The 21,332-nt window shown below is 68.5% G+C and carries 18 protein-coding genes; 8 read left to right on the top strand and 10 right to left on the bottom strand.

Features of this window, described 5'->3' with window-relative positions; all coding sequences use genetic code 11:
* Window positions 1-59 precede the first annotated feature (59 nt).
* The 4 genes from P0D62_RS01795 to P0D62_RS01780 all read right to left on the bottom strand — a co-directional run bounded on the left by P0D62_RS01795 (window position 60) and on the right by P0D62_RS01780 (window position 4,487).
* Entirely contained in the window at window positions 60-1,151 is a 1,092-nt protein-coding gene (locus tag P0D62_RS01795) for a hypothetical protein (protein ID WP_275700891.1), read from the bottom strand.
* Window positions 1,152-1,225: 74 nt separating this feature from the next.
* A complete protein-coding gene (locus P0D62_RS01790; RefSeq protein WP_275700890.1) occupies window positions 1,226-2,398 on the bottom strand; it encodes a hypothetical protein in 1,173 nt (390 codons plus the stop codon).
* Window positions 2,395-2,913: a SigE family RNA polymerase sigma factor gene (locus P0D62_RS01785; protein ID WP_275700889.1), complete on the bottom strand. Its 519-nt coding sequence runs from the start codon at window positions 2,911-2,913 to the stop codon at window positions 2,395-2,397. The genes P0D62_RS01790 and P0D62_RS01785 overlap by 4 nt, the downstream gene beginning before the upstream one ends.
* 101 nt (window positions 2,914-3,014) lie before the next feature.
* Window positions 3,015-4,487, bottom strand: coding sequence for a patatin-like phospholipase family protein (locus P0D62_RS01780; protein WP_275700888.1), 1,473 nt, complete (start codon window positions 4,485-4,487; stop codon window positions 3,015-3,017).
* A 74-nt stretch (window positions 4,488-4,561) separates the two neighbouring features.
* On the opposite strand from P0D62_RS01780, the gene P0D62_RS01775 reads away from it, so the two are divergent.
* Window positions 4,562-5,467 carry a cation diffusion facilitator family transporter gene (locus tag P0D62_RS01775; RefSeq protein WP_275700887.1) on the top strand — a complete coding sequence of 302 codons (906 nt, stop codon included), beginning with the start codon at window positions 4,562-4,564 and terminating at the stop codon, window positions 5,465-5,467.
* A gap of 265 nt (window positions 5,468-5,732) precedes the next feature.
* On the opposite strand, the gene P0D62_RS01770 is transcribed toward P0D62_RS01775, so the two are convergent.
* The 3 genes from P0D62_RS01770 to P0D62_RS01760 all read right to left on the bottom strand — a co-directional run bounded on the left by P0D62_RS01770 (window position 5,733) and on the right by P0D62_RS01760 (window position 8,080).
* The gene (locus tag P0D62_RS01770) at window positions 5,733-6,926 is read right to left on the bottom strand and encodes a GHMP family kinase ATP-binding protein (protein ID WP_275700886.1); all 1,194 of its coding nucleotides are present in this window, start codon (window positions 6,924-6,926) and stop codon (window positions 5,733-5,735) included.
* Complete coding sequence (locus tag P0D62_RS01765) at window positions 6,923-7,747, bottom strand: nucleotidyltransferase family protein (RefSeq protein ID WP_275700885.1); 825 nt, start codon at window positions 7,745-7,747, stop codon at window positions 6,923-6,925. Before P0D62_RS01765 ends, P0D62_RS01770 begins: the two co-directional genes overlap by 4 nt.
* A gap of 87 nt (window positions 7,748-7,834) precedes the next feature.
* On the bottom strand, window positions 7,835-8,080 hold the full coding sequence (locus P0D62_RS01760) for a PLD nuclease N-terminal domain-containing protein (protein ID WP_275700884.1): 246 nt from the start codon (window positions 8,078-8,080) through the stop codon (window positions 7,835-7,837).
* A gap of 73 nt (window positions 8,081-8,153) precedes the next feature.
* On the opposite strand from P0D62_RS01760, the gene P0D62_RS01755 reads away from it, so the two are divergent.
* The 5 genes from P0D62_RS01755 to P0D62_RS01735 all read left to right on the top strand — a co-directional run bounded on the left by P0D62_RS01755 (window position 8,154) and on the right by P0D62_RS01735 (window position 14,714).
* On the top strand, window positions 8,154-9,218 hold the full coding sequence (locus P0D62_RS01755) for an AMP-binding protein (protein ID WP_275700883.1): 1,065 nt from the start codon (window positions 8,154-8,156) through the stop codon (window positions 9,216-9,218).
* Between the two features lie 12 nt (window positions 9,219-9,230).
* Window positions 9,231-10,109 carry a 1,4-dihydroxy-2-naphthoate polyprenyltransferase gene (locus P0D62_RS01750; RefSeq protein WP_275700882.1) on the top strand — a complete coding sequence of 293 codons (879 nt, stop codon included), beginning with the start codon at window positions 9,231-9,233 and terminating at the stop codon, window positions 10,107-10,109.
* Entirely contained in the window at window positions 10,106-11,092 is a 987-nt protein-coding gene (locus P0D62_RS01745; protein ID WP_275700881.1) for an o-succinylbenzoate synthase, read from the top strand. The genes P0D62_RS01750 and P0D62_RS01745 overlap by 4 nt, the downstream gene beginning before the upstream one ends.
* Window positions 11,085-12,638: a 2-succinyl-5-enolpyruvyl-6-hydroxy-3-cyclohexene-1-carboxylic-acid synthase gene (gene menD, locus P0D62_RS01740; RefSeq protein WP_275700880.1), complete on the top strand. Its 1,554-nt coding sequence runs from the start codon at window positions 11,085-11,087 to the stop codon at window positions 12,636-12,638. The genes P0D62_RS01745 and menD overlap by 8 nt, the downstream gene beginning before the upstream one ends.
* Window positions 12,639-12,755: 117 nt before the next feature.
* Window positions 12,756-14,714 carry an alkaline phosphatase gene (locus tag P0D62_RS01735; RefSeq protein WP_275700879.1) on the top strand — a complete coding sequence of 653 codons (1,959 nt, stop codon included), beginning with the start codon at window positions 12,756-12,758 and terminating at the stop codon, window positions 14,712-14,714.
* 337 nt (window positions 14,715-15,051) lie between these two features.
* Here the strand turns inward: P0D62_RS01735 and P0D62_RS01730 are convergent, their stop codons facing one another.
* A complete protein-coding gene (locus P0D62_RS01730) occupies window positions 15,052-16,722 on the bottom strand; it encodes a TM0106 family RecB-like putative nuclease (RefSeq protein ID WP_275700878.1) in 1,671 nt (556 codons plus the stop codon).
* An 18-nt stretch (window positions 16,723-16,740) separates the two neighbouring features.
* Entirely contained in the window at window positions 16,741-17,439 is a 699-nt protein-coding gene (locus P0D62_RS01725) for a demethylmenaquinone methyltransferase (protein ID WP_275700877.1), read from the bottom strand.
* A gap of 114 nt (window positions 17,440-17,553) precedes the next feature.
* Between P0D62_RS01725 and P0D62_RS01720 the strand changes: the two genes are divergently transcribed.
* Together P0D62_RS01720 and P0D62_RS01715 are read left to right on the top strand one after the other, a co-directional pair.
* On the top strand, window positions 17,554-18,177 hold the full coding sequence (locus P0D62_RS01720) for an ABC transporter ATP-binding protein (RefSeq protein WP_406708210.1): 624 nt from the start codon (window positions 17,554-17,556) through the stop codon (window positions 18,175-18,177).
* On the top strand, window positions 18,174-19,829 hold the full coding sequence (locus P0D62_RS01715) for a DUF6297 family protein (protein ID WP_275700875.1): 1,656 nt from the start codon (window positions 18,174-18,176) through the stop codon (window positions 19,827-19,829). The genes P0D62_RS01720 and P0D62_RS01715 overlap by 4 nt, the downstream gene beginning before the upstream one ends.
* A gap of 69 nt (window positions 19,830-19,898) precedes the next feature.
* Here the strand turns inward: P0D62_RS01715 and P0D62_RS01710 are convergent, their stop codons facing one another.
* Window positions 19,899-21,206 carry an isochorismate synthase gene (locus P0D62_RS01710; RefSeq protein WP_275700874.1) on the bottom strand — a complete coding sequence of 436 codons (1,308 nt, stop codon included), beginning with the start codon at window positions 21,204-21,206 and terminating at the stop codon, window positions 19,899-19,901.
* Window positions 21,207-21,332 lie beyond the last annotated feature (126 nt).

Below are 21,332 nucleotides of genomic sequence, written 5' to 3'. Positions count from 1 at the left end.
GAACCTAGCCACGCGGCACCGGAGCCCACCTCAGCCCTGGGGCTGGACTCAGAATCCGCTCACTCGCCGTATCGGAGGACCAGGTCGTCGAGCTGGTCCTGGTGTTCCTTGATGAAGCGCTCCTGGAAGGCGACGGTGATGTCGCGAAGCCGGTCGTCGTAGTCGATGCCCTCCGCGCAGGTGGCGTCGGCGATCGCGACGGGCAATTCGTACTCGACGAAGAACCGCTCGAGTTCCTCTTCGGTGGGCTCCTGTGCCGGATCGGGTTTGCCATCGGCGCCGCGCGGCCAGAGCGCGTCTTGCTCGTTCTCGACAGTGATCGCTGCGTCCTGGCGCCGCGGGAAGGAGAACCCTTCGTCGGACATGCAACTCGACCACTCCTTCTCCAGCGCCGCAAAGTCCTTGTCGTTGTCGGGGGCGGGCTCCGCGAAGGAGAGCGCCTCGAGGAGATCGGTGAAGGCCGGATCGTCGTAGACGTGGACCTCGTCGTCGTCGATGGCTTGGTATCCCTCCCCGTAGCATCCTTGAGTGGTCATGTCCCAGTAGGCGTTGCCGTCCTCGTCGTAGAGGGGGTTGCTCATATCTCCCGACAGCGCTGTTTCCCAGGCCTCGCGTTCGGACTGCGTGAGAGAGTCGAGATAGGCCCACTCCTTCTCCAGGATCGGATTGATGCGGGGCTCCTCCCTCGTGTCCTCGTCATCGGGGAGATCAGGACTCCCATATCCGTACTTCTTGGCGTAGTCCACCGTTCCGTATCCAGGGGGACGACCGTAGGCATCGGTGCCCGCCTCGGCCGCGTCGCGCTCGGCTTCGCTGGCTTCCACGTCCTCGACGGTGACGACCTTGGGGAGGTACTCGAAGCCTTGCTCGCGCATGCACTTCGCGATGGTCTCCTCCATGAGATTGGTCTCGTCGGCTATCTCCTGATGGGTTTGCTGCCTGGACGAGTCAATGACGGCGAGGTAGGGGTCGAACGGCATGCTGGGCTGCTGCTCCGCGCTGGGATCCGAATCCGGCGATGCTGAGGGAGCGGCCGACGAGACCGATCCCGTCGTTGCTGGCGGCGTGTCCGGCGCCGCCGGGTCTGGGGACGAGCAGCCCACGAGCCCGATGAGGAGAACCGCAGCGGCGGCGAGGCGAGGAAGATGCATGAGGTCTCCTAGTAGCAGGGAGTCTTGTTTCATAGGTCAACACGCTCTGGAGGTCAGAAGCCGTTGCGGTCCGATCAGCGGGTGACGATTCTGATGGGATCGAGGGATGTGCCCACGGGGGTCAGGACGAAGTCGACGGTGAGGGTGAAGCTGTCGAGCTTCTCGAGCTCAGGGCTGTGCAAGGCACGAAACCACCCGGCCAGGTCGGCGTCGTATCCCCAGATGGTGACGGCGACGCGCGCCTCTCCCGGCTCGTTGAGCGTTCCGACTCCAGCAACGTGTGCGGCCGGCATGGAGGTCTCAAGGAGCCGTGAGACCGCTTCTTCGGCCTCCGCGCCGAGTCGGGTGCTGATGCCGACGCAGATCGGCCCACCCCAGGCGGCGCCCAGCTCGTTCTCAAGGGCGCGGACGTCGGTGCCGGGCTCGACCTCGACGTTCAAGTAGTCGTTGGCACCGAGCCACCATTCGACGTACCCACTGGACTTCTCAGCCACCTCGATCGCGTCGGTGAAGGCCCAGGTGCCCACCTGCCAGTCCTCTTCATGGCCTGTTTTCGTGCGAACCGGATCCCCGCAGAGAGACAGGGGGTGGTAATACGTGCTGGTCGGCTGCTCGTGGCTCTTGCTGCTGGGCGAGGTGGCCTCTACGGCAACTGGGCCGGCTAGCGTGAACGAGCCGAGCGGGCCATCCATGGGGTCGTAGTAGCCGTAGACGCGGATGTCCTTTTCGGTCCAGCTAACGCCGGAGTCGTGGGAGACGGTGTAGCCCGCCTGGTGAAGGTCGTCCCAGGAGAAGTCGCCCTTCAGGGTGGGGCCCTCGCAGACGGGCGGGTCTCCGCCGTCTGGGTACTCGATGTCCACGGCACAGAGTTCGGCTTCGTCGGTGCCCTCCACGGAACGGATCGCGACGACGCCAGTCATCTCGTCGACGGGCGGCAGGACGATCTGGGTGCTAGGAGGCGGAGTGCTCTCGATGACCCCGGGGGCATCCTCGCCGGGCGACGTCGGGGTGAGTTGCGGGATGTGGGACGGCGTGGCCAGCACGTCAGGAGCCACCGGACGGTGCCCCGACTGCCAGGCGTTGGCCAGGTATAGGCCAGGCAGTCCCAGGCCTACGATCAGCACCGCGGCGGCGGCCACGCCCCGTCGGGTCTGGCTGGTGCGGCGGGCGCGTTTCGCCCAGCCGTCGATCTCGGGATCCTGCGGAGGAAGGGCCTCCAGCGCGTGCCTCAGCTCTTCGTCGTTCATCGGGCTTCCTCCTTCAAGTGAACCGATTGCCGCAGCGCCTCGCGCGCCCGGAAGGAATGGGATTTCACGGTGCCCTCGGACATCCCCAAGCGCTCCGCCACCTCGGCGACGGTGCAGTCCTCGAAGTAGCGCAGCACCAGCACCGCGCGCTGGACCTTGGGCAGCTCGGCCATCGCGCGCAGCAGGTCGAGGCGAGCCGAGCGCGACGCTTCGCCCATCTCGGGCGATTCCGGCAGCTCCTCGCTGGGAACCTCGCCTTTCCAACGCCGCCGCCACCAGGACACATAGGTGCGATACAACGCGGTGCGGACGTAGCCCTCGAACGCCCCATCGTCGCCGCGGTAGTGCGGATAGGTCTTGGCGAGCACCGTCTGGACGAGATCCTCCGCCTTGTGCGAATCTCCGGTCAGTAGAAAAGCGGCACGCCACAGCGCACGCCCGCGTTGCCGGACGAAGTTGTCGAAACCCGTGGGTCCGCTATGCACCGTTTCCTCCCTGGTAGGTGAAACGCGCATGCCCCTAGGTTAGGTTGCAGGTCACGCTCTTCGACCATCGGGGGCTCTCCTCGAGGCTCCGCTGCGCTCCGCACCTCGAAGAGCGTGAGTGGGGGGCGCCCTCAAAGGGCGTGGCGAGTGGGGATCCAGAACGGCTGAGCGTCGATGGGGTCGGGGTGGGCCTCGAAGCCGGTCCACCAGGAGTCGGCATGCGGGGGCAGGGCTCCGGTGGTGGAGCCGGTCACCAGCTGTCTTAGGTCACGTTTGCGGCGGCCCACCTCGGCGAGGGCCTCAGGGGTGGGGTCGATCGCGTAGCGCTCCTCCCACTGGACGCACTCGACGCGATGCCTGGTGATCGCCGCGTGACGCTCGCGCTCAGCCGCACCCAGGCCGAGAACCCGTTCGGCGGCTCGCATCCAGCCGTAGTCGCGGTTGATCTGGATCAGCCCGGGGTGCACCGTCATCGACGAGTGCACGGAGATCTCAGGGTGGATCACGACGGCGCCGGCGGAGTAGGCGTAGGCCAGCTCGTCGCGGCCGGCCTCATCGATCAGGATCTCCGTGGAGCGCATCACGATGCTGAACAGGTCGGCGGTGGCCATGCTCCGGCCGCGCTCCAGACCGATGGTCTGCGAGGAGACGACGTAGTTGCGCGATGCACCCAGATGGCCGATGGCCAGCTCGGCCGGCAGGTTCTCGCGCGCGCCGCCGTCGACGTAGTGCTCGTCGCCGATCGGAACAGGGCGGAACACGGCGGGAATGGCGCAGGAGGCCAGCACGCCGGTGGTCAAGAGATCCGCTTTGGTGCCGATCGGACGGTTATCGCGATCGACCAGCTCGCCGGTCTCCGTCATGAACCTAAGCTCGCCCGACTCCAGCGCCACCATCGCCAGGCGCAGCGTCATGCCGGAGGACGCCACCTTTTCTGGATCGAAGGTCTCGGGCTCCAGCAGGCGCTTGAGCACGGGCCCGGGCTGGTAGAGGGAACGCGAACGCTCGGCGCCGTGCCAGATGGCGTTGAGGTCGGTGCCGATGCGCGGCAGCTGTCGGAGCCCGCCCATCAGCGAACTCAGCGTCTCCAGCGACCACTCGGCCCGCAGCTCCTTGTCGGGAGAGAGAGCCCACTCCCATGGATCGGTAGGCGTATCGGGGGAGAGGGGGAGCGGCGTCTCGGGCCGGAGGAAGGGCAGCAGCGGCTTGGCCGGTGCTTTGGGTGGCTCCGGAGGCTTGGGCGTCACCAAGTCGAGCCACGACGGGCCGTCGGTCTGGAGTTTCGCGAACCACCGGCGCGGGGTGAACATGTCGTCCGACGACGTCATGGCCGACCACACGTCGTCGATGCGATGCACCCATGCGAGCTGGTCGGCGCGCTTCGCGTACTGAGACAGGCCCGCCGCCAGGATGGAGCCGGCCGAGGTGCCCACGAACACCGTCGGGGTGAACAAAGGATCGTGCCGGTACAGGTACTCCAGGGCGCCGATCTGGAAGCTGGCACGCGAGCCGCCGCCGGACAGCACGCAGGAGACCACTTCCTCCTGGGGCTTCACGCCGAACCACGGTAGTCCGAACCATCCCTGACGATGCTCACTGGCCATGCATCGAGTCTAGGTGGCGGGACCGACAGTCGACGAGGCTTGCAGGCGCTGGCGGCGTGCGCGAAGGTTGAGCAGTGAATCAAACCACCTCGGCCGTCGACCTCACCAAGTTCGCCTGGCTGTCCATCGCCACCGCGGTGGTCACCATCGTGCTGAAGGCGGGCGCCTGGTGGGTGACCAGCTCTGTGGGTCTGCTGTCGGATGCGGCGGAGTCGCTGGTCAACCTGGCGGCCGCGATCATGATGCTGATCGTGCTCCGGATCGCGGCGCGCCCCGCCGACAAGAACCACCACTTCGGGCACACCAAGGCCGAGTACTTCTCGTCCGCCATCGAAGGCGCGCTGATCTTCGTCGCCGCGATCTTCATCATCTACTTCGCCGTCCAGCGATTGCTCAGCCCCCAACCGCTCGAGGCGCTGGGCCTCGGCATGGTGATCTCGCTGGTGGCCGCGCTCCTCAACGGCGCCGTCGCGCTGGTGCTGCTCCGGGCCGGCAAGAAGTACAACTCGATCACGCTGCGCGCCGACGGTCACCACCTGATGACCGACCTGATCACCTCGGTGGGAGTGCTGGTGGGCATCGGCCTGGTGGTGCTGACCGGCTGGGAGATCCTCGACCCGATCCTCGCGATCCTCGTCACGCTGAACATCCTGTGGATGGGGTGGAAGCTGCTGCAGGAATCGTCGGAGGGTCTGATGGACATCTCGCTGCCCAAGGAGGACAACGACCGGCTCCGGGCGATCCTGGCCGAGCACAGCTCCGAAGAGATCCAGTTCCACGCCTTCCGCACCCGCGAGAGCGGACGCTGGCAGTTCATGGAGATGCACATGCTGGTGCCGGGGAGGTGGTCGGTTCAGAAGGGCCACGACGCCATGGAAGACCTGATCGACGTGATCCACCAGGAGTACCCCGACCTCAAGATCTCAGGCCACCTGGAACCCATCGAAGACCCGCGCTCCTATGACGACATGCACCTCTGACGCTCTTCGAGGTGCGCCCCCACCTACGCTCTTCGAGGTGGGAGGCCGCCCGCGGCCGAGCCTCGAGGAGAGCCAGCGCGAGGTAAGGCAGGGATCAAGCGACGAGTTGGTTCCAGTGGGAGAAGTTCCCCCGTCTGTGGTGGAACTTCTCCCACTGGAGCGTTTTTGCTGATCGGCGTGGTGGCTGGGTTTCTGCGGATTCTTGCGGTGGCTCTTTTCGAGGCTTCGGCTTCGGGGCTCGTTCCTCGCCCGGAGCCTGCGCACCTCAAAGAGCGCGGTGGGCCGCAGGGCCGGGGCGGGTGACGAGGGTGGTGGCGCGGGAGCCGGGTTCCGGGAACTGGGCTTTGTAGGCGGCCAGCCAGTGGGCGGCGAAGTCTTCGGCTTTGTCGGTCTCGATCAGGGCCCAGACGGAGCCGCCGAAACCGGCGCCGAAGCCCGCTGCGGCGTGTGCGCCGAGTCCGCGGGCCAGCTCCTGGAGGGCGTTGGTCTCGGCGATCTGGTTGCCCAGCGTCGCATCGGCGTTGCGGTGGGACAGATCGGCGGCGTCGCCCAGGGCCTTCAAGTCTCGGGTCCGGAAGGCTTCCATCGCGCGGGGGATGGCCACCTCGGACTCCGTCACGAAGGCGTTCAGACGGGCCACCAGTTCGGGGTCGGAGGCGGCGATGGCGCGCATCCCCTCCAGGCCGTCTTCGGTGGCCAGAGCGTCGGCCAGCACGGCGTCGTCGCGACCGGTGGCCGAGTTCCATTCCTCTACGAGTTCGCGGGCGAGCAGCGAGGCGTCGTTGTAGGCCTCCAGCGCGTCGCCGGTCTTCTCGGCCAGCACCCCGGAGACGGCGACGACGAAGCTCCACTCGTCGGGGAAATCCACTGCCCCGCGCTCGACGATGGGGCAGAAGCTGAACTCGGACAGCTGATTCTCCCGGCAGCACAGCATGGCGGTGTGGTCCTCGGACCCGCCGAAGGTGCCCACCCCCTTGAAACCGGCCAGCTCCTTGAAGGGCATCCCGTTCTCGAAGCAGGCCATGTAGCCGGCCAGGTCGACGTCGTCCAACACAGTGGCCAGCCAGCGGGGATCCTCGCGGAGACCGTTGTGGTCGATCAGGGCGAGCGCGACCGCCACCACCAGCGCCGACGACGAACTCATGCCGGAGGCGAGCGGCAGCGTCGAGTCGACGGCGATCCTGGCCGGCTTGATCTCGCCGAAATTCAGCACCAGCCGATCGGCGACGGCCTTGATGTAGTGCCCCCAGTGGCCGGCCGGCAGATCCAGATCCTGGTGCGGGAGCACCGTGATCTCGCCGGACACCGCCGTGGACGTGGCGACGATGCCGGGGCCGTCGAAGTCACTCAACTCGATGGTGACGCCGCGATCCACGGCGGCCAGGATCGAGCGTCCGCCGGCGTAGTCGGTGTGCTTGCCGAACACCTCGAGTCGGCCCGGCACGAACCAGCGGATCACAGGATCACGTCCTGATCGCCCAGGGCATCGGCAACGGAGGCGATGTCGCCGCGGTTCGACATGTCCAGCACGCCGACGGCGGCGCGCACCACGCGGTAGGGGTCGCCGGCCGCGATGGCGGCACGGACGGCGTCGGTGATCTCGTACTCGCCGCGCGCCGACAACGGGATGGCGCGGGCGGCAGGGAAGATGGCGGGCGTGCAGAGCCAGCAGTTCATCGAGATCACGGCGTCGGCGCCGAGTCGCTCGATGGTGGCCTGATCGGGCTTCTCCACCAGCTCGTCGAGGTTGCCGTCGGCGTCGGCGGTGGCCAGCGCGAAGGCGGCGATCCGGTCAGGGGCGATGTTCGACGAGGCCAGCATGGCCTCCCGCTCGAAGCCCACCAGGGCCGAGCCCGGTACGTCAGCCAACAGGGTGAGGGCCTCCGTCGGGTAGTAGTTGTCGGAGTTGATCACCAGGATGCGATCGTCGCCCGCGAACTCCTCGGCCGCGAGCACGGCGTTGGCGGTGCCCAGCGGCTCCTCCTGCACGGCGTAGCTGATGCTGACCCGAGACTTCTCGAGGGCGTCGTAATAATTGCGGATGACGTCGTGCTCCGGGCCGATCACCAGGCAGATCTCGACGAAGCCCGCGTCGGCGAGCGCGGAGATGACATGGTCGAGGAAAGGACGACCGATGGAGATCATGGCCTTCACGCCGGCGTCGGCGGCGGCCTGCTGCTCGCTGCTGAGGGACACACCCTCTGCGTCTTTTCGCATCCGGGAGCCGAGGCCACGGGCGAGGATGACGGCCTTGCGGGGGGTGCCATACGCGTTGCTCATGGCCCCAGCCTAGAACCGGGCAGGGTGCTCAGGCGAAGTTGGCAACACCAAATGAGCGGGTGTACTGATCGGGAGGTTCGGCGAGGATCAGCGCAGCCCGCGCAGGAAATCGTCGTCGTCGTCCGGGGCGTGGTAGCCGCCAGGAGGGGCCTGACGGACCGGCCGCCCGGCCAGCAGCCAGCAGATCGGCCCGATCACGGGAATGGCGATCACGGCGAAGGCCCACAACCACTTCGGCATCACGCGCACGGCATACCTCGGCGACTGCGCGACTTCGACGGTGCAGTAGATCGTCAGCATGACGACGGCGAGGATGAGCAGAACGCGGGCCATACCCCGAGTCTAGTGCCCGCCTCCGACTGCGGCTGTGGCGCCGCTTATCCGCGCCACCTCATATGCTGTTCCGATGCCGACCATCCCCGCCATCGACCGCGCCGTCGCGGAAATGCTGCGCGGTGGAGACGGCGTGTGGCTGGCCGACGGTGCGCCCGAGTCGGGGGCGGCTGGTTACGGAGCGGTCGTCCAGACCTCCGGATCCGCGGGCGCCTCGAAACTGGTTCTGCTGTCGCGGCGGGCGATGATCGCGGCTGCGGACGCCACGACCGCCTGGCTGGGCGGCCCGGCCACCTGGCACCTGGCGTTGGCTCCGCGGTATGTGGCGGGCTTGATGGTGCTGGTGCGGGGTCATCTGGGCCGCGGAGTGAGGTTCGCGTCGTCGGACCTGGACGATCTGAGCCCAACGCCGGGGCTGAACGCGATCTCGGTGGTGCCGACCCAGCTGTACCGGGCCGTGCGTGAGCCGGCACGCGCCGCCTCGCTGGCTCGCTTCGACGCGGTGCTGGTGGGGGGAGCAGCGCTCGCGCCCGGGCTGCGGGCGGCCGCCCAAGCTGCCGGCATCCGGGTGGTCGAGACCTATGGCATGAGCGAGACCTGCGGCGGCATCGTCTACGACCGGGCACCGCTGCCCGGGGTCGAGGTCGGCATCCTCCCCGACGAACGCGCTCCCGAGGGTGCGGGCCGCGTCACTCTGAGCGGCCCCACCCTGTTCGACGGCTACCTCGGGCGCGAGGATCTCACGGCGGAGGTGCTCGTCGACGGGGCGCTGCGCACCGGCGACTGGGGGCGCATCGTCGACGGCCGGCTGGAGATCGGCGGACGCCTCGACGACGTGGTGATCACCGGAGGCACCAACGTCGACCTCGCCGCCCTGCGCGCCGCCGCCCAGCGGATCGACGTCGACACCGAGGTGATCGCGGTGCCCGACGACGAATGGGGCGTGCGGATCGTGCTGGCCGCCACCTCCGGTGACCTCGCCGCCTGGCGGGAACGGCTTAGCGGGGCGCTGCCCCGGCCGGCGCTGCCGCGGCAACTGCTGCGACTGCCCGAGTTGCCGCGCACCGAAGGCGGAAAACCCGACCGCGCGGCGCTGCGGGAGGAGGCCGAGCGTGGGAATGTCCGGAGCAGTCAGTAAAGTGCTCCTGCCATGACTGACTCCATTCGTCCCTGGGTGATGGGCGCGCGACCGCGCACCTTGCCCGCCGCCGTCGCCCCGATCCTCGCCGGCACCGCGCTCGCGGCGCTGGAGGATGCCGTCGATCCGCTGCTGGTGGCGCTGTGCCTGGCGGTGGCGCTCGCGCTGCAGGTGGGAGTCAACTACGCCAACGACTACTCCGACGGCGTGCGCGGCACCGACGACCAGCGCGTCGGCCCCACCCGGCTGGTCGCGTCGGGGCTGGCCTCGCCCAAGGCGGTGAAGGCCGCGGCCTTCCTCAGCTTCGGCGTCGCCGCCCTGGCGGGGTTGATCGTGGTGGTGCTGATCGGGCAGTGGTGGCTGCTGGCGGTGGGCGTCGCCTGCATCCTCGCCGGCTGGTTCTACACCGGAGGCAGCAAGCCTTACGGCTATCTCGGGCTGGGCGAGATCTTCGTCTTCGTCTTCTTCGGGCTCGTCGCGACGGTCGGCACGGGATATGTGCAGACGCTGGGCGCGCCGCCGCACGCCTGGCTGGCCGGCTCCTCCGTGGGAGCCTTGGCCTCCGCGATCCTGGTGGCCAACAACCTGCGCGACATCCCCACAGATCGCCAGACCGGCAAGAACACGTTGGCGGTTCGGCTGGGCGACCGGGGCACGCGGCTGTTCTTCGCCGGCCTCTGCGTGCTGTCGGTGCTGAGCGTCGTCGGTGTCGCCGCGCTGACGTCCTGGTGGTGCCTGCTCGCCCTGGCCGGCTGCGCGCTGCTGGCGAAGCCCTTGCGGATCGTGCTGGGCGGGGCCATGGGGCGCGGCCTGATCCCGGTGATCCAGTCCACCGGTTTCGCCGAGATCGGCATCGGCCTGGGCCTGCTGATCGGGGCGCTGATCGCGTGATCCGTGACGTCGTGGTCTACGACATCCCGCTGCGCGTGCCGTTCCGCGGGATCGATCGGCGCACGGGCGTGCTCTTCCGCGGCGAGGCGGGATGGGCCGAATGGAGCCCCTTTGAGGAGTACGCGGATGACGAAGCCGCCACCTGGCTGCGGGCCGCCCTGGAGGTTGCGCATCGCGGCTTTCCCCCGCCGGTGCGCCAGGTGGTGCCGGTCAATGCCATCGTGCCGGCCTTGCCGCCCGAGGCCGCGGCTGAGCGAGCGCGCGCGGCGGGGTGTCGCACGGCCAAGGTGAAGGTGGCCCAGACTGGGCAGAGCCTCGACGACGACGTGGCCAGGGTGGCGGCGGTGCGCGCCGCGCTGGGGCCGGGGGCGCGGATCCGGGTGGACGCCAACGGGGCCTGGAGCCTCGCCGAGGCGACGCAGGCACTGCGCGAGCTCTCGACGTTCGGCCTGGAGTACGCAGAGCAGCCCTGCGCCACCGTCGAGAAGCTGGCCGAGTTGCGTCGTGCGCTGAGCGCGCGCGATATCGCGGTGCCGATCGCTGCCGACGAGTCCATCCGGCGGGCCGAGGATCCGCTGCGGGTACGCGCGCTCGACGCGGCCGACCTGGCCGTGCTCAAGGTGCAGCCCATCGGGGGAGTCCGACGGTGCCTCGAGGTGGCCGAGCAGCTCGCGATGCCCGTCGTGGTGTCCAGTGCGGTGGAGACCTCGGTGGGGCTGTGCGCGGGGGTCGCGCTGGCCGCCGCGCTCCCGGAACTGCCCTTCGACTGCGGGCTGGAGACGGCCAACCTGCTGAGCGCCGACGTGACGCGCGCGCCGCTGGTGCCCGTCGAGGGCTCGCTCCTGGTGGGGCAAGTGGTCGTCGACGACGATCGCCTGGCGGCCGTCCGTGCGACAGGCCCGACGAAGCGCCGCTGGTTCGAGCGGCTCTGGCGCGTGGCCCGTATCGTGGGTGAGGAGATCGAGGGGGGCCGGGGTGAGTAGTCCGAGACTGGCGGCGGTGGTGGTTGAGACACTGATCGGGTGCGGGGTCACCGATTTGGTGGCTTCGCCCGGGTCGCGCAATGCGCCCCTTCTGCTGGCCGCACATCGCGCCGACGCTGAGGGCAGGCTGCGGCTGCACGTGCGCGCCGACGAGCGCGTCGCGGGATTCCTCGCCTTGGGTCTCGCCAAGGCCTCCGAACGCCTGGTCGCCGTGTGCGCCACCTCCGGCACCGCCGTCGCCAACCTCGCGCCCGCCGCCATGGAGGCTCGCGCCGCGGGCGTTCCGCTGCTCGCCGTCACCGCCGACCGACCGTCGTATCTGGTGGGCACCGGAGCCAACCAAACCGCCGATCAGGCGGGGACGTTCGGGCCGTCGGCGCTGGGCGTCGTGCGGCTGTCGTCCGCCTCCGGCGACGATGCGTCCTGGAGCGCGGGGGTGCAGCGCGCCGCGGCCCTCGCAGCCGGCGCGCGAACCCGCCAGCCAGGGCCCGTGCAGCTCAACGTGGAGTTCGAGCCGCCGCTGGCCGGCCCCATCCCCGACGTGTCGCCGCGCGTGGCCAGGATCGCCCGCTCGCAGCCCGGCCCCGTCGTCGAGCTGGAGGATGCGCCGCGCACCGTGGTGCTGGCCGGCGACGCGACTCCCGCCGTCGGCGCAGAGGCCCGGGCGCTCGCTGAGGTGTGCGGGTTCCCGTTGCTCGCGGAGCCTTCGAGCAACGCGCGGCTCGGCGAGGCGGCTATCGCCAACTACAAGACGCTGCTGAGCGAAGATCTGGGAGATCGGATCGAGCGGGTGATCTGTTTCGGGCATCCGACGTTGTCGCGCCCGGTCTCCGCGCTGCTGGCCCGGCCGGAGGTGGAACTGATCGTCGTCTCCGCCCAGGCATACTGGAACGATCCCGGAACCAACGCCGCGCTCGTCGCGGACCGCGTGCTGGCCGAGCCCGGCGATCCCGGATGGCTGGAGGAGTGGCGGGCGGCTGATCGTCTCGTCGCCGCCGATCGGGACGAGGCCGGGTTCCACGGTCCCGTCGTGGCGCAGCGCGTGCTGACGGCGCTGGGGAGCGACGAGAACCTGGTGCTGGGCTCCAGCAACTGCGTACGCGATGCCGACCAGGCCCCCATCTCCGAGAACCGCTTCCCCGTCTACGCCAACCGCGGGCTGGCCGGCATCGACGGCGTGGTGGCCACCGCGTCGGGCATCGCGCTGGCGACGGGGCGTCGCACGACGATGCTGCTCGGGGATCTCACCCTGCAGCACGACCTCGGCGCCTTGGTGCGCCCGCCGCTCGAGCATCGAGCGGAGCTCAGGATTGTGGTGCAGCACGACGACGGCGGCTCCATCTTCTCCTCGCTCGAACAGGGCGCGCCCGAATACGCAGATGCCTTCGAGCGCGTCTTCGGTACCCCGCAGGGGCTCGATCTGGCCTCGGTGGCGCGCTCGCTGGGTTGGGACGCCGTCGAAGTGGACGATGTCGTGGCGCTGGATCGCGAGTTGGCCGGGCGCCGCGAGTTCATCGTCGCCCGCGTGCCTCGCGAACGTCGGTAGCGCGGTCACCGTTTGTTCATCCATCCGTCCGTCCACCGTCACGCGGAGACGAACGAGCGTTAGCCGGGCGAGGTTTGCATGAGAGTGCTCAAGCAACCGAGTGCGAAAGGCGCTTATATGTCACCCTCACCCACCAGGCTTCTGACGGGGGCCCTCACGGCCTCTGCGATCGTCGCCGGTTCTGCGTTCGTTCCGTTGACCGCCTCCGCGGCCGGACCCGTGTCCCCGAAGAACGTCATCGTCCTGATCGGCGATGGCATGGGCTACAACCACGTCGACCTGGCCAACGAGGTGCTCACCGGCAAGACCCACTACCAGGTGATCACCGGCGGCGATCACAAGGTCAACCCGGCGGGCAGCAACTCGCCGCGCCCGACGACCGGCTTCCAGAGCTGGGATCTGGTGGGCATGTCCACCCACTGGGTTGACGGCCCGGTCTATGACCCCAGCAAGGCCTGGACCGACTTCGAGTGGATCAAGGACAACCCGACCGACTCGGCCGCTGCCGGCACCGCCATGGCCACCGGCCACAAGACCTACAACGCCGGCATCGGCGTTGACAAGGATGGCAAGGTGCTCGAGAACCTCTCGCAGCGGGCCAAGTCGCTCGGCAAGTCCGCCGGCGTCGTCTCCAGCGTTCAGTTCTCGCACGCCACCCCGGCCGCTTACTCGGCGCACAACGAGTCGCGCCAGAACCTGCAGGCGCTCGCCAACGAGCAGCTCTCCGGCTTCATGGACGTCGTGATCGGAGCGGGCCACCCGTACTTCGACGACAACCACCAGCCCACCGCCGACAGCGACTTCGGCTACGTGAGCCAGGCCGACTGGGAGCGTCTGACCACCGGGAAGACCGACTACACCTTCATCGAGGACAAGGCGGCCTTCGAGGCGCTCACCACCGGACAGACCCCCGAGAAGGTCTTCGGTGTGCCCCAGGTGCGCTCCACCCTGCAGCAGGCCCGCGCCGTCGGCGCCGAGCGCAACGACGTGCCCGAGCTGGCGACCCTCACCGAGGGCGCGCTCAACGTGCTCGACGACGATGAGGACGGCCTGTTCCTGATGGTCGAGGGCGGTGCCATCGACTGGACCGGCCACGCCAACCAGACCGACCGCAACGCCGAGGAGACCATCGAGTTCTTCGGCGCCGTCGAGTCCGTCATCGACTGGGTGGAGACCAACTCCAGCTGGGACGAGACCCTGGTCGTCGTGACCGCCGACCATGAGACCGGCTACCTGAACGGTCCCACCGCCGGCACCTGGGATGCCATCAAGCAGTACCCGGACGTGTCCTGGAACTCGGGCAACCACACCAACCAGCTCGCGCCCTTCTTCTTCCACGGAGCCGGGTCGGACGCGCTGAACACGCTCGCGGACCAGCGTGATCCCATCCGCGGCCACTACCTCGACAACACCGAGATGGCCCAGTGGCTGCTGACCTCCGCCTGGGCTGACAAGGAAGATCCCGAGCCCGAGCCGGAGCCCGAGGTCAAGACCTTCAGCAAGGCCTCGGCTCCGACGATCTTCGGAACGGCTACCGTCGGAAAGACGCTTCGCGCCACCGTCAAGTCCTGGAACCCGGCTGCGTCCTACGCCTTCTCGTGGCTGCGCGACGGCAAGGCGATCTCGGGTGCCACTGGTACGGCGTACAAGCTGACCTCTGCTGATGTGGGTAAGAAGATCAGCGTGAAAGTGACTGGTTCGAAGGCTGGTTACGCGTCGGTGTCGAAGACGTCGACGTCGGTGAAGGTGTCGAAGGCTGTGGCGTCGGTGAAGGTGTCGGTGCCGTCGTTGGTGGCCAAGGGCAAGCAGGCCACGATCAAGGTTGCGGTGTCTTCTGCGGCGACGAGCAAGCCCACGGGCAAGGTCACGGTGAAGGTGAACGGGAAGACGGTCACCAAGTCGGTGTCGTCGTCTGCGAAGGGTGCGGTGTCTGTGAAGTTGCCGAAGATCAGCAAGAAGGGCTCGTACAAGGTGACGGTGTCGTTCAAGCCTTCGGGCGATACGGCGAAGTCGACCTCGTCGTCGAAGTCGGTGACGAAGACGCTGAAGGTTTCGAATAGCACGAAGCTCAAGTAGCAGACGCTCTCCTCGAGGCTCGGCCGCGAGCGGCCTCGCACCTCGAAGAGCGTGACCATCCCGACGCTCTTTGAGGTGCGAGGAACGAGCCTCGACAGTTAGGGCGAGCGCGAAGCACTGATGACGCTCTTTGAGGTGCGAGGAACGAGCCTCGAAAAGAGCCGGCTGGCAGCCAAACGGCAGTCTCTGCCAAAGGTCACGCCAGCTCTTTTCGAGGCTTCGGCTTTGGGGCTCGTTCCTCGCCCGACGCCTCCGCACCTCAAAGAGCGTGAGGGGTGACACCGGCTCGTGTCCTGAGGGGTGTGTGGGGTGACACTGGCTCGTGACGAGGGGGGCGTCAGGCGTCTGCGTCGATGTGGTCGAACCACTCGCGGAGGGCCAGGGTGGCGCGGACGTCGTCTTCGTTGTACTGCATCACCCGAATCCGGGCGGCCTCGCGGACGGCCGGGTCGGGGTCGCTGATGGCCTGGGTGAACCAGGCGATCGATGCCAGTCCGCCGGGTTCCTCGTCGCGCCAATGGAAGCCGGCCCCTTCGGTGGCGACCACCTTCAAACCCAAGCCATCGACCCCGACGAAGTTGTCGCGCGTATAGCGGAACAGATCGACGAAGTGGTCGGGGATGAGCGTGACGGCCTCCTTCAAAGCAGGGTTGCGCGAGCGCTGCGAGAGCTGGCGCAGGTGCACCGTCTCGTAGTCGGAGTAGTGATAGACCAGGAGATCCGGGTGCTCGTCGTGCAGCGCGCAGAGCCATTCCGCGAACTCCTCCGCAAGACGCACCTCGTCGCTGTTGCGCAGGGCCTCGAAGCGGGAGAACGCAACGTAACGCGGCGACTCTCCGGGAGCAGAGACCAGGGCGCCCCACAGATAGACCAGGCCGTCGTCGTTGGTCTCGATGTCCAGATCCACCTCGACGGTGGCGCGCGGCACCGCGATGGGTTCGGTGGAGATACGCTCCAGCGAGACGTTCTTGGCCAGCATCCGGGCGCGGCGCGCGGCCTGCCGGAGGCGCTGCTCGGAGCGGTCGCGGTGCGTGGTCTGGGGCAGATAGGCGGGAAGGATCGCGTCGATATCGGCCTCGGCCAGCTGAGGGACCGTGTGAATGCCCAAGCCGGCGAGCGTCTGGAGTTCCCGCACGTCCAAAGGCGCCTTGGAGATCCGCAGCGACAGGTCGTCGCGGTCCATCCGCGGCAGACACACCTGCCACCAGGGGCACCACTCGCATTCCTTCACTCGGATGGGGCGCACCACGGGCGGAGCGTCGTCGTCGGGTGTGTGCTGGATGGCGCTCTCGGCGACGTGCAGGCGGAAGCGGAACTCGTGGTCGTAGCGCTCGAGCGGTGAGCGCAGTTTGTATCCGGCGGTGCGGGAGAAGGTGCGGATGAACTTGTTGCTGAGCAGCAGCCAGGTGCCGCGCGGCTTCGAATCGGGGTTGCGAGACTGCCCGACGACGCACGCCCACGGCGTGTGGGTCGCGTAGCCCAGTGCCTCCAGCATGCGCCAGTGGTGGGCCAGTTCCAGCAGCACGCCTTCGCGGTAGGAGCGGAACCGCAAGCCGGGGGTGGGGGAGCGACGGGCGATGGAATCGGCGACCGAACCCAGCAACTGCGTGGAGCCGGTCTCCTTCTCGGTGACGCGATAGGGCTTGACCTTCAGCGGCCAATAGCCGGGCGCCTCGTCGGGAGCGCCGTCGTCGCGCACCAGGGCATCTGGCTGGCCCGATCGCCCGCCCTCACGATCGGCCGGCAGCTTGGGAGCCACCACGACGCTCGCCCCCGCGGCGAGGGCAGCCAGGGTCTGCGACTGGCGGGCAGCCGGATCGCACTCACGCAGATCCACGGCATCGGGGTTGGCGGCCAGATGGTCGAGCACCAGCTCCCGGTACGCCCGCCCGCCCTGAAAGGACTCCCGTAGCGACTCGTCGTCGGGCACCGAGGGCTGTTCGACGAAGGGGTCGAACGCGTTGTAGGTCTTGACGGGGCAGCTCCTCGCGGCATACGCGTCCAGCACGATCCGGGGATCCAAGGCTCAGCGCTTCCAGCCGCGATGCAGGGCCACGATGCCGCCGGACAGATTGCGCCACTCGACGTCGACCCATCCGACCTCCGCCATCACGACGGCAAGCTCGCGCTGGCTGGGCCACGCGAGGATCGACTCCGCCAGGTACTCGTAGGCGACGCGGTTGCTCGACAGCTTCGCCATAGCGGGCAGCGCGACGGGCAGGTAGTGGTCGTAGACGTAGCGGAAGGCGCCGTTGGTGGGGGTGGAGAACTCGTTGACGACGAGACGCCCGCCCGGCTTGGTGACGCGGCGCATCTCGGCGAGCGCGGCCGCGGTGTCGTCGATGTTGCGCAGGCCATAGCTGATGGTGACGGCGTCGAAGACCTCGTCGTCGAAGGGCAGCGCCAAGGCGTCGGCGTTGACGAAGTCGAGGTGGGGGAACTGCTCCAGGCCCTCGTGCAGCATGCCGTAGGAGAGATCGGCGGCCGTCACCCGCGCGCCTTGTTCGGCGATGGCAGCGGACGACTTGGCCGTTCCGGCGGCCAGATCCAGCACCAGTTCGCCCGCACGCGGGGCGATGGCCTCCACGGTGGCGCGGCGCCACGCGCGATCCTGCCCGGCACTCATCACGGAGTTCATGAAGTCGTAGCGCTTGGCCACGCCGTCGAACATGCGCTGCACATCACCGTGGCGCTTTTCCAGGGTCGCCCTCGCCTCACTAACCATGAGAAGCAGCCTAACGCCCCTCACCGACAACGGGCATCCGAGGACGCGCGGACGCTCGGTTCGTCAGCCTTGGGAGGATGGGGGAGAATAGGGCCCGTGGCTAAGAAAGACGTCGTGCTCGAGGTGACGAACCTCAAGAAGGCCTACGGGCCGGTAACCATCGTCGAGGGATTCAACCTCACCGTCAAAGCAGGGGAGGCGGTGGCGCTGACAGGACGAAACGGCGCAGGCAAGTCCACCGTGCTGCGCTGCCTGGTGGGGGCGGACCGACCCGACGAAGGCACCGTGATGGTGTGCGGGAACCGGATGAACGAGGCGAACCCCCAGATCCGGCAGGACGTGGCCACCGTCATCGACGACCTCGACTTCTTCCCCGACCTCGCCGTCGTGGAGCACCTCGACCTGCTCGCCCGGGCGCACGGCCTGGAAGACCCCGATGCCCTCGTCGACGAGGTGCTCGACGAGGTGCAGCTCGTTCCGCAGGCGGGCCAGCTGCCCACCACCCTTTCCTCCGGTCAGCGCCGCCGTCTCGCGCTGGCCACGGCCCTGGTCCGACCGCGCCGGCTGCTGGTGCTCGACGAGCCCGAGCAGCGCCTCGACGTCGAGGGCGTGGAGTGGCTCGGTCGCCGGCTGAAGAACGACATGCGCGATGGCTTGGCGATCGTGCTGGCCAGCCACGAGCCCAGCCTCATCAAGGCGATCGGGGCCCGCGAGGTGCGGCTGGAGGGCGCCCAGTGAGCGACGATCAACTCGAAGCGATCTCCGACGAGGCCAAGTTCGGCCCCATCGGTCAGGTCCACGAGAAGGAGCTGAAGCTCCTGATGCGCGACTGGCGGCGCGGGCGCGCCGACCGCTCGATCTGGCAGGCCCTGTCCGACGGCTACGTGATGGCCTTCTCGGTGATCGTGCTGGGCGCGATGCTGGTCAACGCGATCATCCAGGCCCAGAGCAACGCCGCCGCGTGCGACACCGACGGCTGCGTGGCTGCCCGTGGCCTGCTGCCGTGGGCCGCCGTCGCCGCGGTGCTGGCCATTACGCTGGCCGCCTGTCACATGTTCGGCCCCATCCTGGCGAGCGCTGCTGAGGGCTTCTGGTTGATGGATGGCACCGCCGATCGACGCCGCCTGCTGGCCGGACGCCTCGTCTCGGCCATCGTCGTGGCCTTCGCCGGCGGCGCGGTGCTGGCCGCTTTGGTCGCGGCCCTGGTCGGCTCGTCGCTGGTTCAGGTGGGGCTGTGGGCATTGGCCACAGGCTTGGGGGCCGCCGGCCTCGCGGCGCTCGCGGCAGCCGAACAGGGCATCGAGCGACGATGGCTGGTGCGGTTGCTGCAGTGGCTGCTGGGCCTGCTCGTCGTAGGCACCTTGAGCCTGTTGGTGCTGGCCGCTGCCGGTCGAGTCGACGCCGCGCACCTGCCGTCGCTCAACCTCGAACTCGAGCTGATCGTCGGAGGCGTGGGCCTGGTGCTGCTCGTGGTGGGCGGCATCGTCGGCTACCTGCGCCTGCGAGGCATCCGTCGTCAGCGCCTCACCTCCGGTGGCGCGCTGCTCTCCGGCATGCAGGGTGCGGCCTTCGCCCTGGAATTCGCGCTGATCCGCGACATCCTCGTCGAGCACGAGTCGCGCGAACGCGGCCATGTGCGTCCCACCCGGGGCTCAGGCAAGGGGGCGACGGCGTTGGTGATGCGCGACGTGCAGCGGCTGTGGCGCTATCCCAAGCCGTTGCTGATGCTGGCGCTGTCGGCGGTGGCGCCCTATGCGGTGCACGCGCTCGGCATGACGACGATCAACGTCACGATCTCCGCGATCGTGCTGATGATCGCGCTGGTGCCGTTCATGAACCAGCTGCGCGTGATGAGCCGCACGAAGGGCCTCCAGCGCTGCTTCCCGTTCTCGGCGGCCAAGGTGCGCCAGGCCTGCATGGTTGTTCCTGGGGTGCTCGCCCTGGTCTGGGGCGGTGCCATCTCGCCGGCCTTCCTCGGAGTCGCGGGCGGCGCCCAGGGCTCCGTCTACGAGGCCATCACCTCGTCCCTGGTGGCGGCCCTCGGCGGCTTCCTCGGCGCGGTGCGCTGGATCTCGGCCAAGCCGGCCTCCTACCAGGGTCCGCTGGTGACGACGGGCTTCGGCGCCATGCCCCCGGGCCTGATGTTCTCGATGCTGCGCGGCATCGACATGATCGCGCTGGTGACGCTGCCGCTGGTGCTCGGGCTTCCGCTGTGGGTCAGCATCCTGATCGCGGCCATCGCGTTCAGCATCCTGAGCTCTGGCATGGACCGCGAGTCGATGATGGACCAGCAGGAGGAGAGCAAGCGGATCCTCGCCGAGCAGAAGGCCGCCCAAGCGGGTCTGGCCGCCGACCGGAAGAAGATCCAGGTCCAGCGCAACAAGCGCTGACAGCTGAGCTGATCGAACGAAGATGAGGAGCCGGGCTGCGTGCCCGGCTCCTCATCGTTACACGAGCGACTAGGGGGCGAGGCCGAGGGCCTGGAGCATGGGGACCAGCTTGGCGTTGGTCTCGGCGACCTCGGCATCCGGGCGGGAGTTCGCGACGATGCCGGCGCCGGCGAACAGCCGGATCTCTTCAGGGGAGGTCGGCAGCACCTGGCCGCCGCGCAGCGCGATCACCCACTCGCCGTCGCCCTGGGTGTCCATCCATCCGACGGGGCCGGCGTAGCGGCCGCGATCGAGGCCTTCGAGCTCGTTGATCAGATCGAGCGCGAGGTGGGTGGGGGTGCCGCACACCGCGGCGCTCGGGTGCAGCGCCCCGGCCAAGGCCAAGGAACTGACGTCCGGCGAGGCCACGCCCGTGATATCGGTGGCGAGGTGCAGCACGTTCGGCAGCGGCAGCACCGACGGCGTCTCTGGCACGTTCATCGCGGGGCAGTAGGGGGCGAGCGCCTCGGCCACGGACTTGACCGCGAACTCGTGCTCGGCCATGTCCTTCTCGGAACGCGCGAGCTCGGCGGCCTTGTTCAGCGCGTCGGTGCGCTCTGGCTCCACCGAGATCGTTCCCGCGAGCACGCGGGAGGTCACGAGGCCGCCGATCCGGCGGACCAGCAACTCCGGCGTGGCGCCGATCATCCCGTCGACCAGATAGCACCAGGTGGTGGGGTAGCCCTCCAGCAGGCGACGGTACGGGTGGCGGAGATCGATGGGCTCGTCGGCGGTCACGAGCAGGTCGCGGGCCAGCACCACCTTGTGCACCTGGGCGCCGCGGATCCGGTCGATCACGTTGCTGACGATGTCCGCCCAGCCGCGCTCCGACAGGGATCCGTCCCGGAGGGTGACGCCGACGGGGGAGATCAGCGGCTCGCCGACGGGCGGCAGCTGAATGCTGCCTTGGGGCTCCATGACGGTCAGCCAGGCCTGCCCGTCGCGCTTACCGACGATGGTGTGCGGCACGCTCAGCACCGAGGTGTGCTGCGAGCGGTCGGGGTCGAAGGTGAAGCTGCCGAGGGCCAGGGGACCGGTCCCGGCCATGCCGAACAACTCGGAATCGTGGTCGATCTGCTTGCTGATCTCGCTCCACCAGACGTCGGCGGCAGCGGCGAAGTCGGTCTCGAAGCGCGCCACCTCGCCGAGTGCGATGAAGCCCTCGCCGCGTCTGATGAACGCGGCGTACGGGCCGGACTCGGGCAGGAAGCGCTCGAGGGGTCCGGGGTCGTCAATCGCCACGGTGGTGGCACGCACCCGAGAACTACCGAACTCCAGAGTCACTTGACCGACCTTATAGGGCACCAGAGGCATGCGCATCCCGGGGGCGGTGGGCATCTGGGAGGGTCTCCTACGTAAACTAGTAATAAGCAATGAAAATGTGGCGAAAATACGGCCGGCAAAGTCCTGGCTGTAGGGGTAAAAGCCCTAGTCGGATAGGAATTAACCGAATTGTTCGTGGGT

This window comes from Tessaracoccus caeni (genome assembly GCF_029211185.1).
In the GTDB taxonomy this organism is placed as follows: domain Bacteria; phylum Actinomycetota; class Actinomycetes; order Propionibacteriales; family Propionibacteriaceae; genus Arachnia; species Arachnia caeni.
Note: the sequence above shows the minus strand (reverse complement) of the source record. Positions and strands in the feature narration are given on the sequence as shown.

Excerpts from the sequence above, each read along its gene's own strand:
- P0D62_RS01795 (WP_275700891.1), bottom strand. The coding sequence starts at position 1,151 with ATGCATCTTCCTCGCCTCGCCGCCGCTGCGGTTCTCCTCATCGGGCTC.
- P0D62_RS01790 (WP_275700890.1), bottom strand. The coding sequence starts at position 2,398 with ATGAACGACGAAGAGCTGAGGCACGCGCTGGAGGCCCTTCCTCCGCAG.
- P0D62_RS01785 (WP_275700889.1), bottom strand. The coding sequence starts at position 2,913 with ATGCGCGTTTCACCTACCAGGGAGGAAACGGTGCATAGCGGACCCACG.
- P0D62_RS01780 (WP_275700888.1), bottom strand. The coding sequence starts at position 4,487 with ATGGCCAGTGAGCATCGTCAGGGATGGTTCGGACTACCGTGGTTCGGC.
- P0D62_RS01765 (WP_275700885.1), bottom strand. The coding sequence starts at position 7,747 with ATGAGCAACGCGTATGGCACCCCCCGCAAGGCCGTCATCCTCGCCCGT.
- P0D62_RS01760 (WP_275700884.1), bottom strand. The coding sequence starts at position 8,080 with ATGGCCCGCGTTCTGCTCATCCTCGCCGTCGTCATGCTGACGATCTAC.
- P0D62_RS01755 (WP_275700883.1), top strand. The coding sequence starts at position 8,154 with ATGCCGACCATCCCCGCCATCGACCGCGCCGTCGCGGAAATGCTGCGC.
- P0D62_RS01750 (WP_275700882.1), top strand. The coding sequence starts at position 9,231 with ATGACTGACTCCATTCGTCCCTGGGTGATGGGCGCGCGACCGCGCACC.
- P0D62_RS01735 (WP_275700879.1), top strand. The coding sequence starts at position 12,756 with ATGTCACCCTCACCCACCAGGCTTCTGACGGGGGCCCTCACGGCCTCT.
- P0D62_RS01725 (WP_275700877.1), bottom strand. The coding sequence starts at position 17,439 with ATGGTTAGTGAGGCGAGGGCGACCCTGGAAAAGCGCCACGGTGATGTG.
- P0D62_RS01710 (WP_275700874.1), bottom strand. The coding sequence starts at position 21,206 with ATGCCCACCGCCCCCGGGATGCGCATGCCTCTGGTGCCCTATAAGGTC.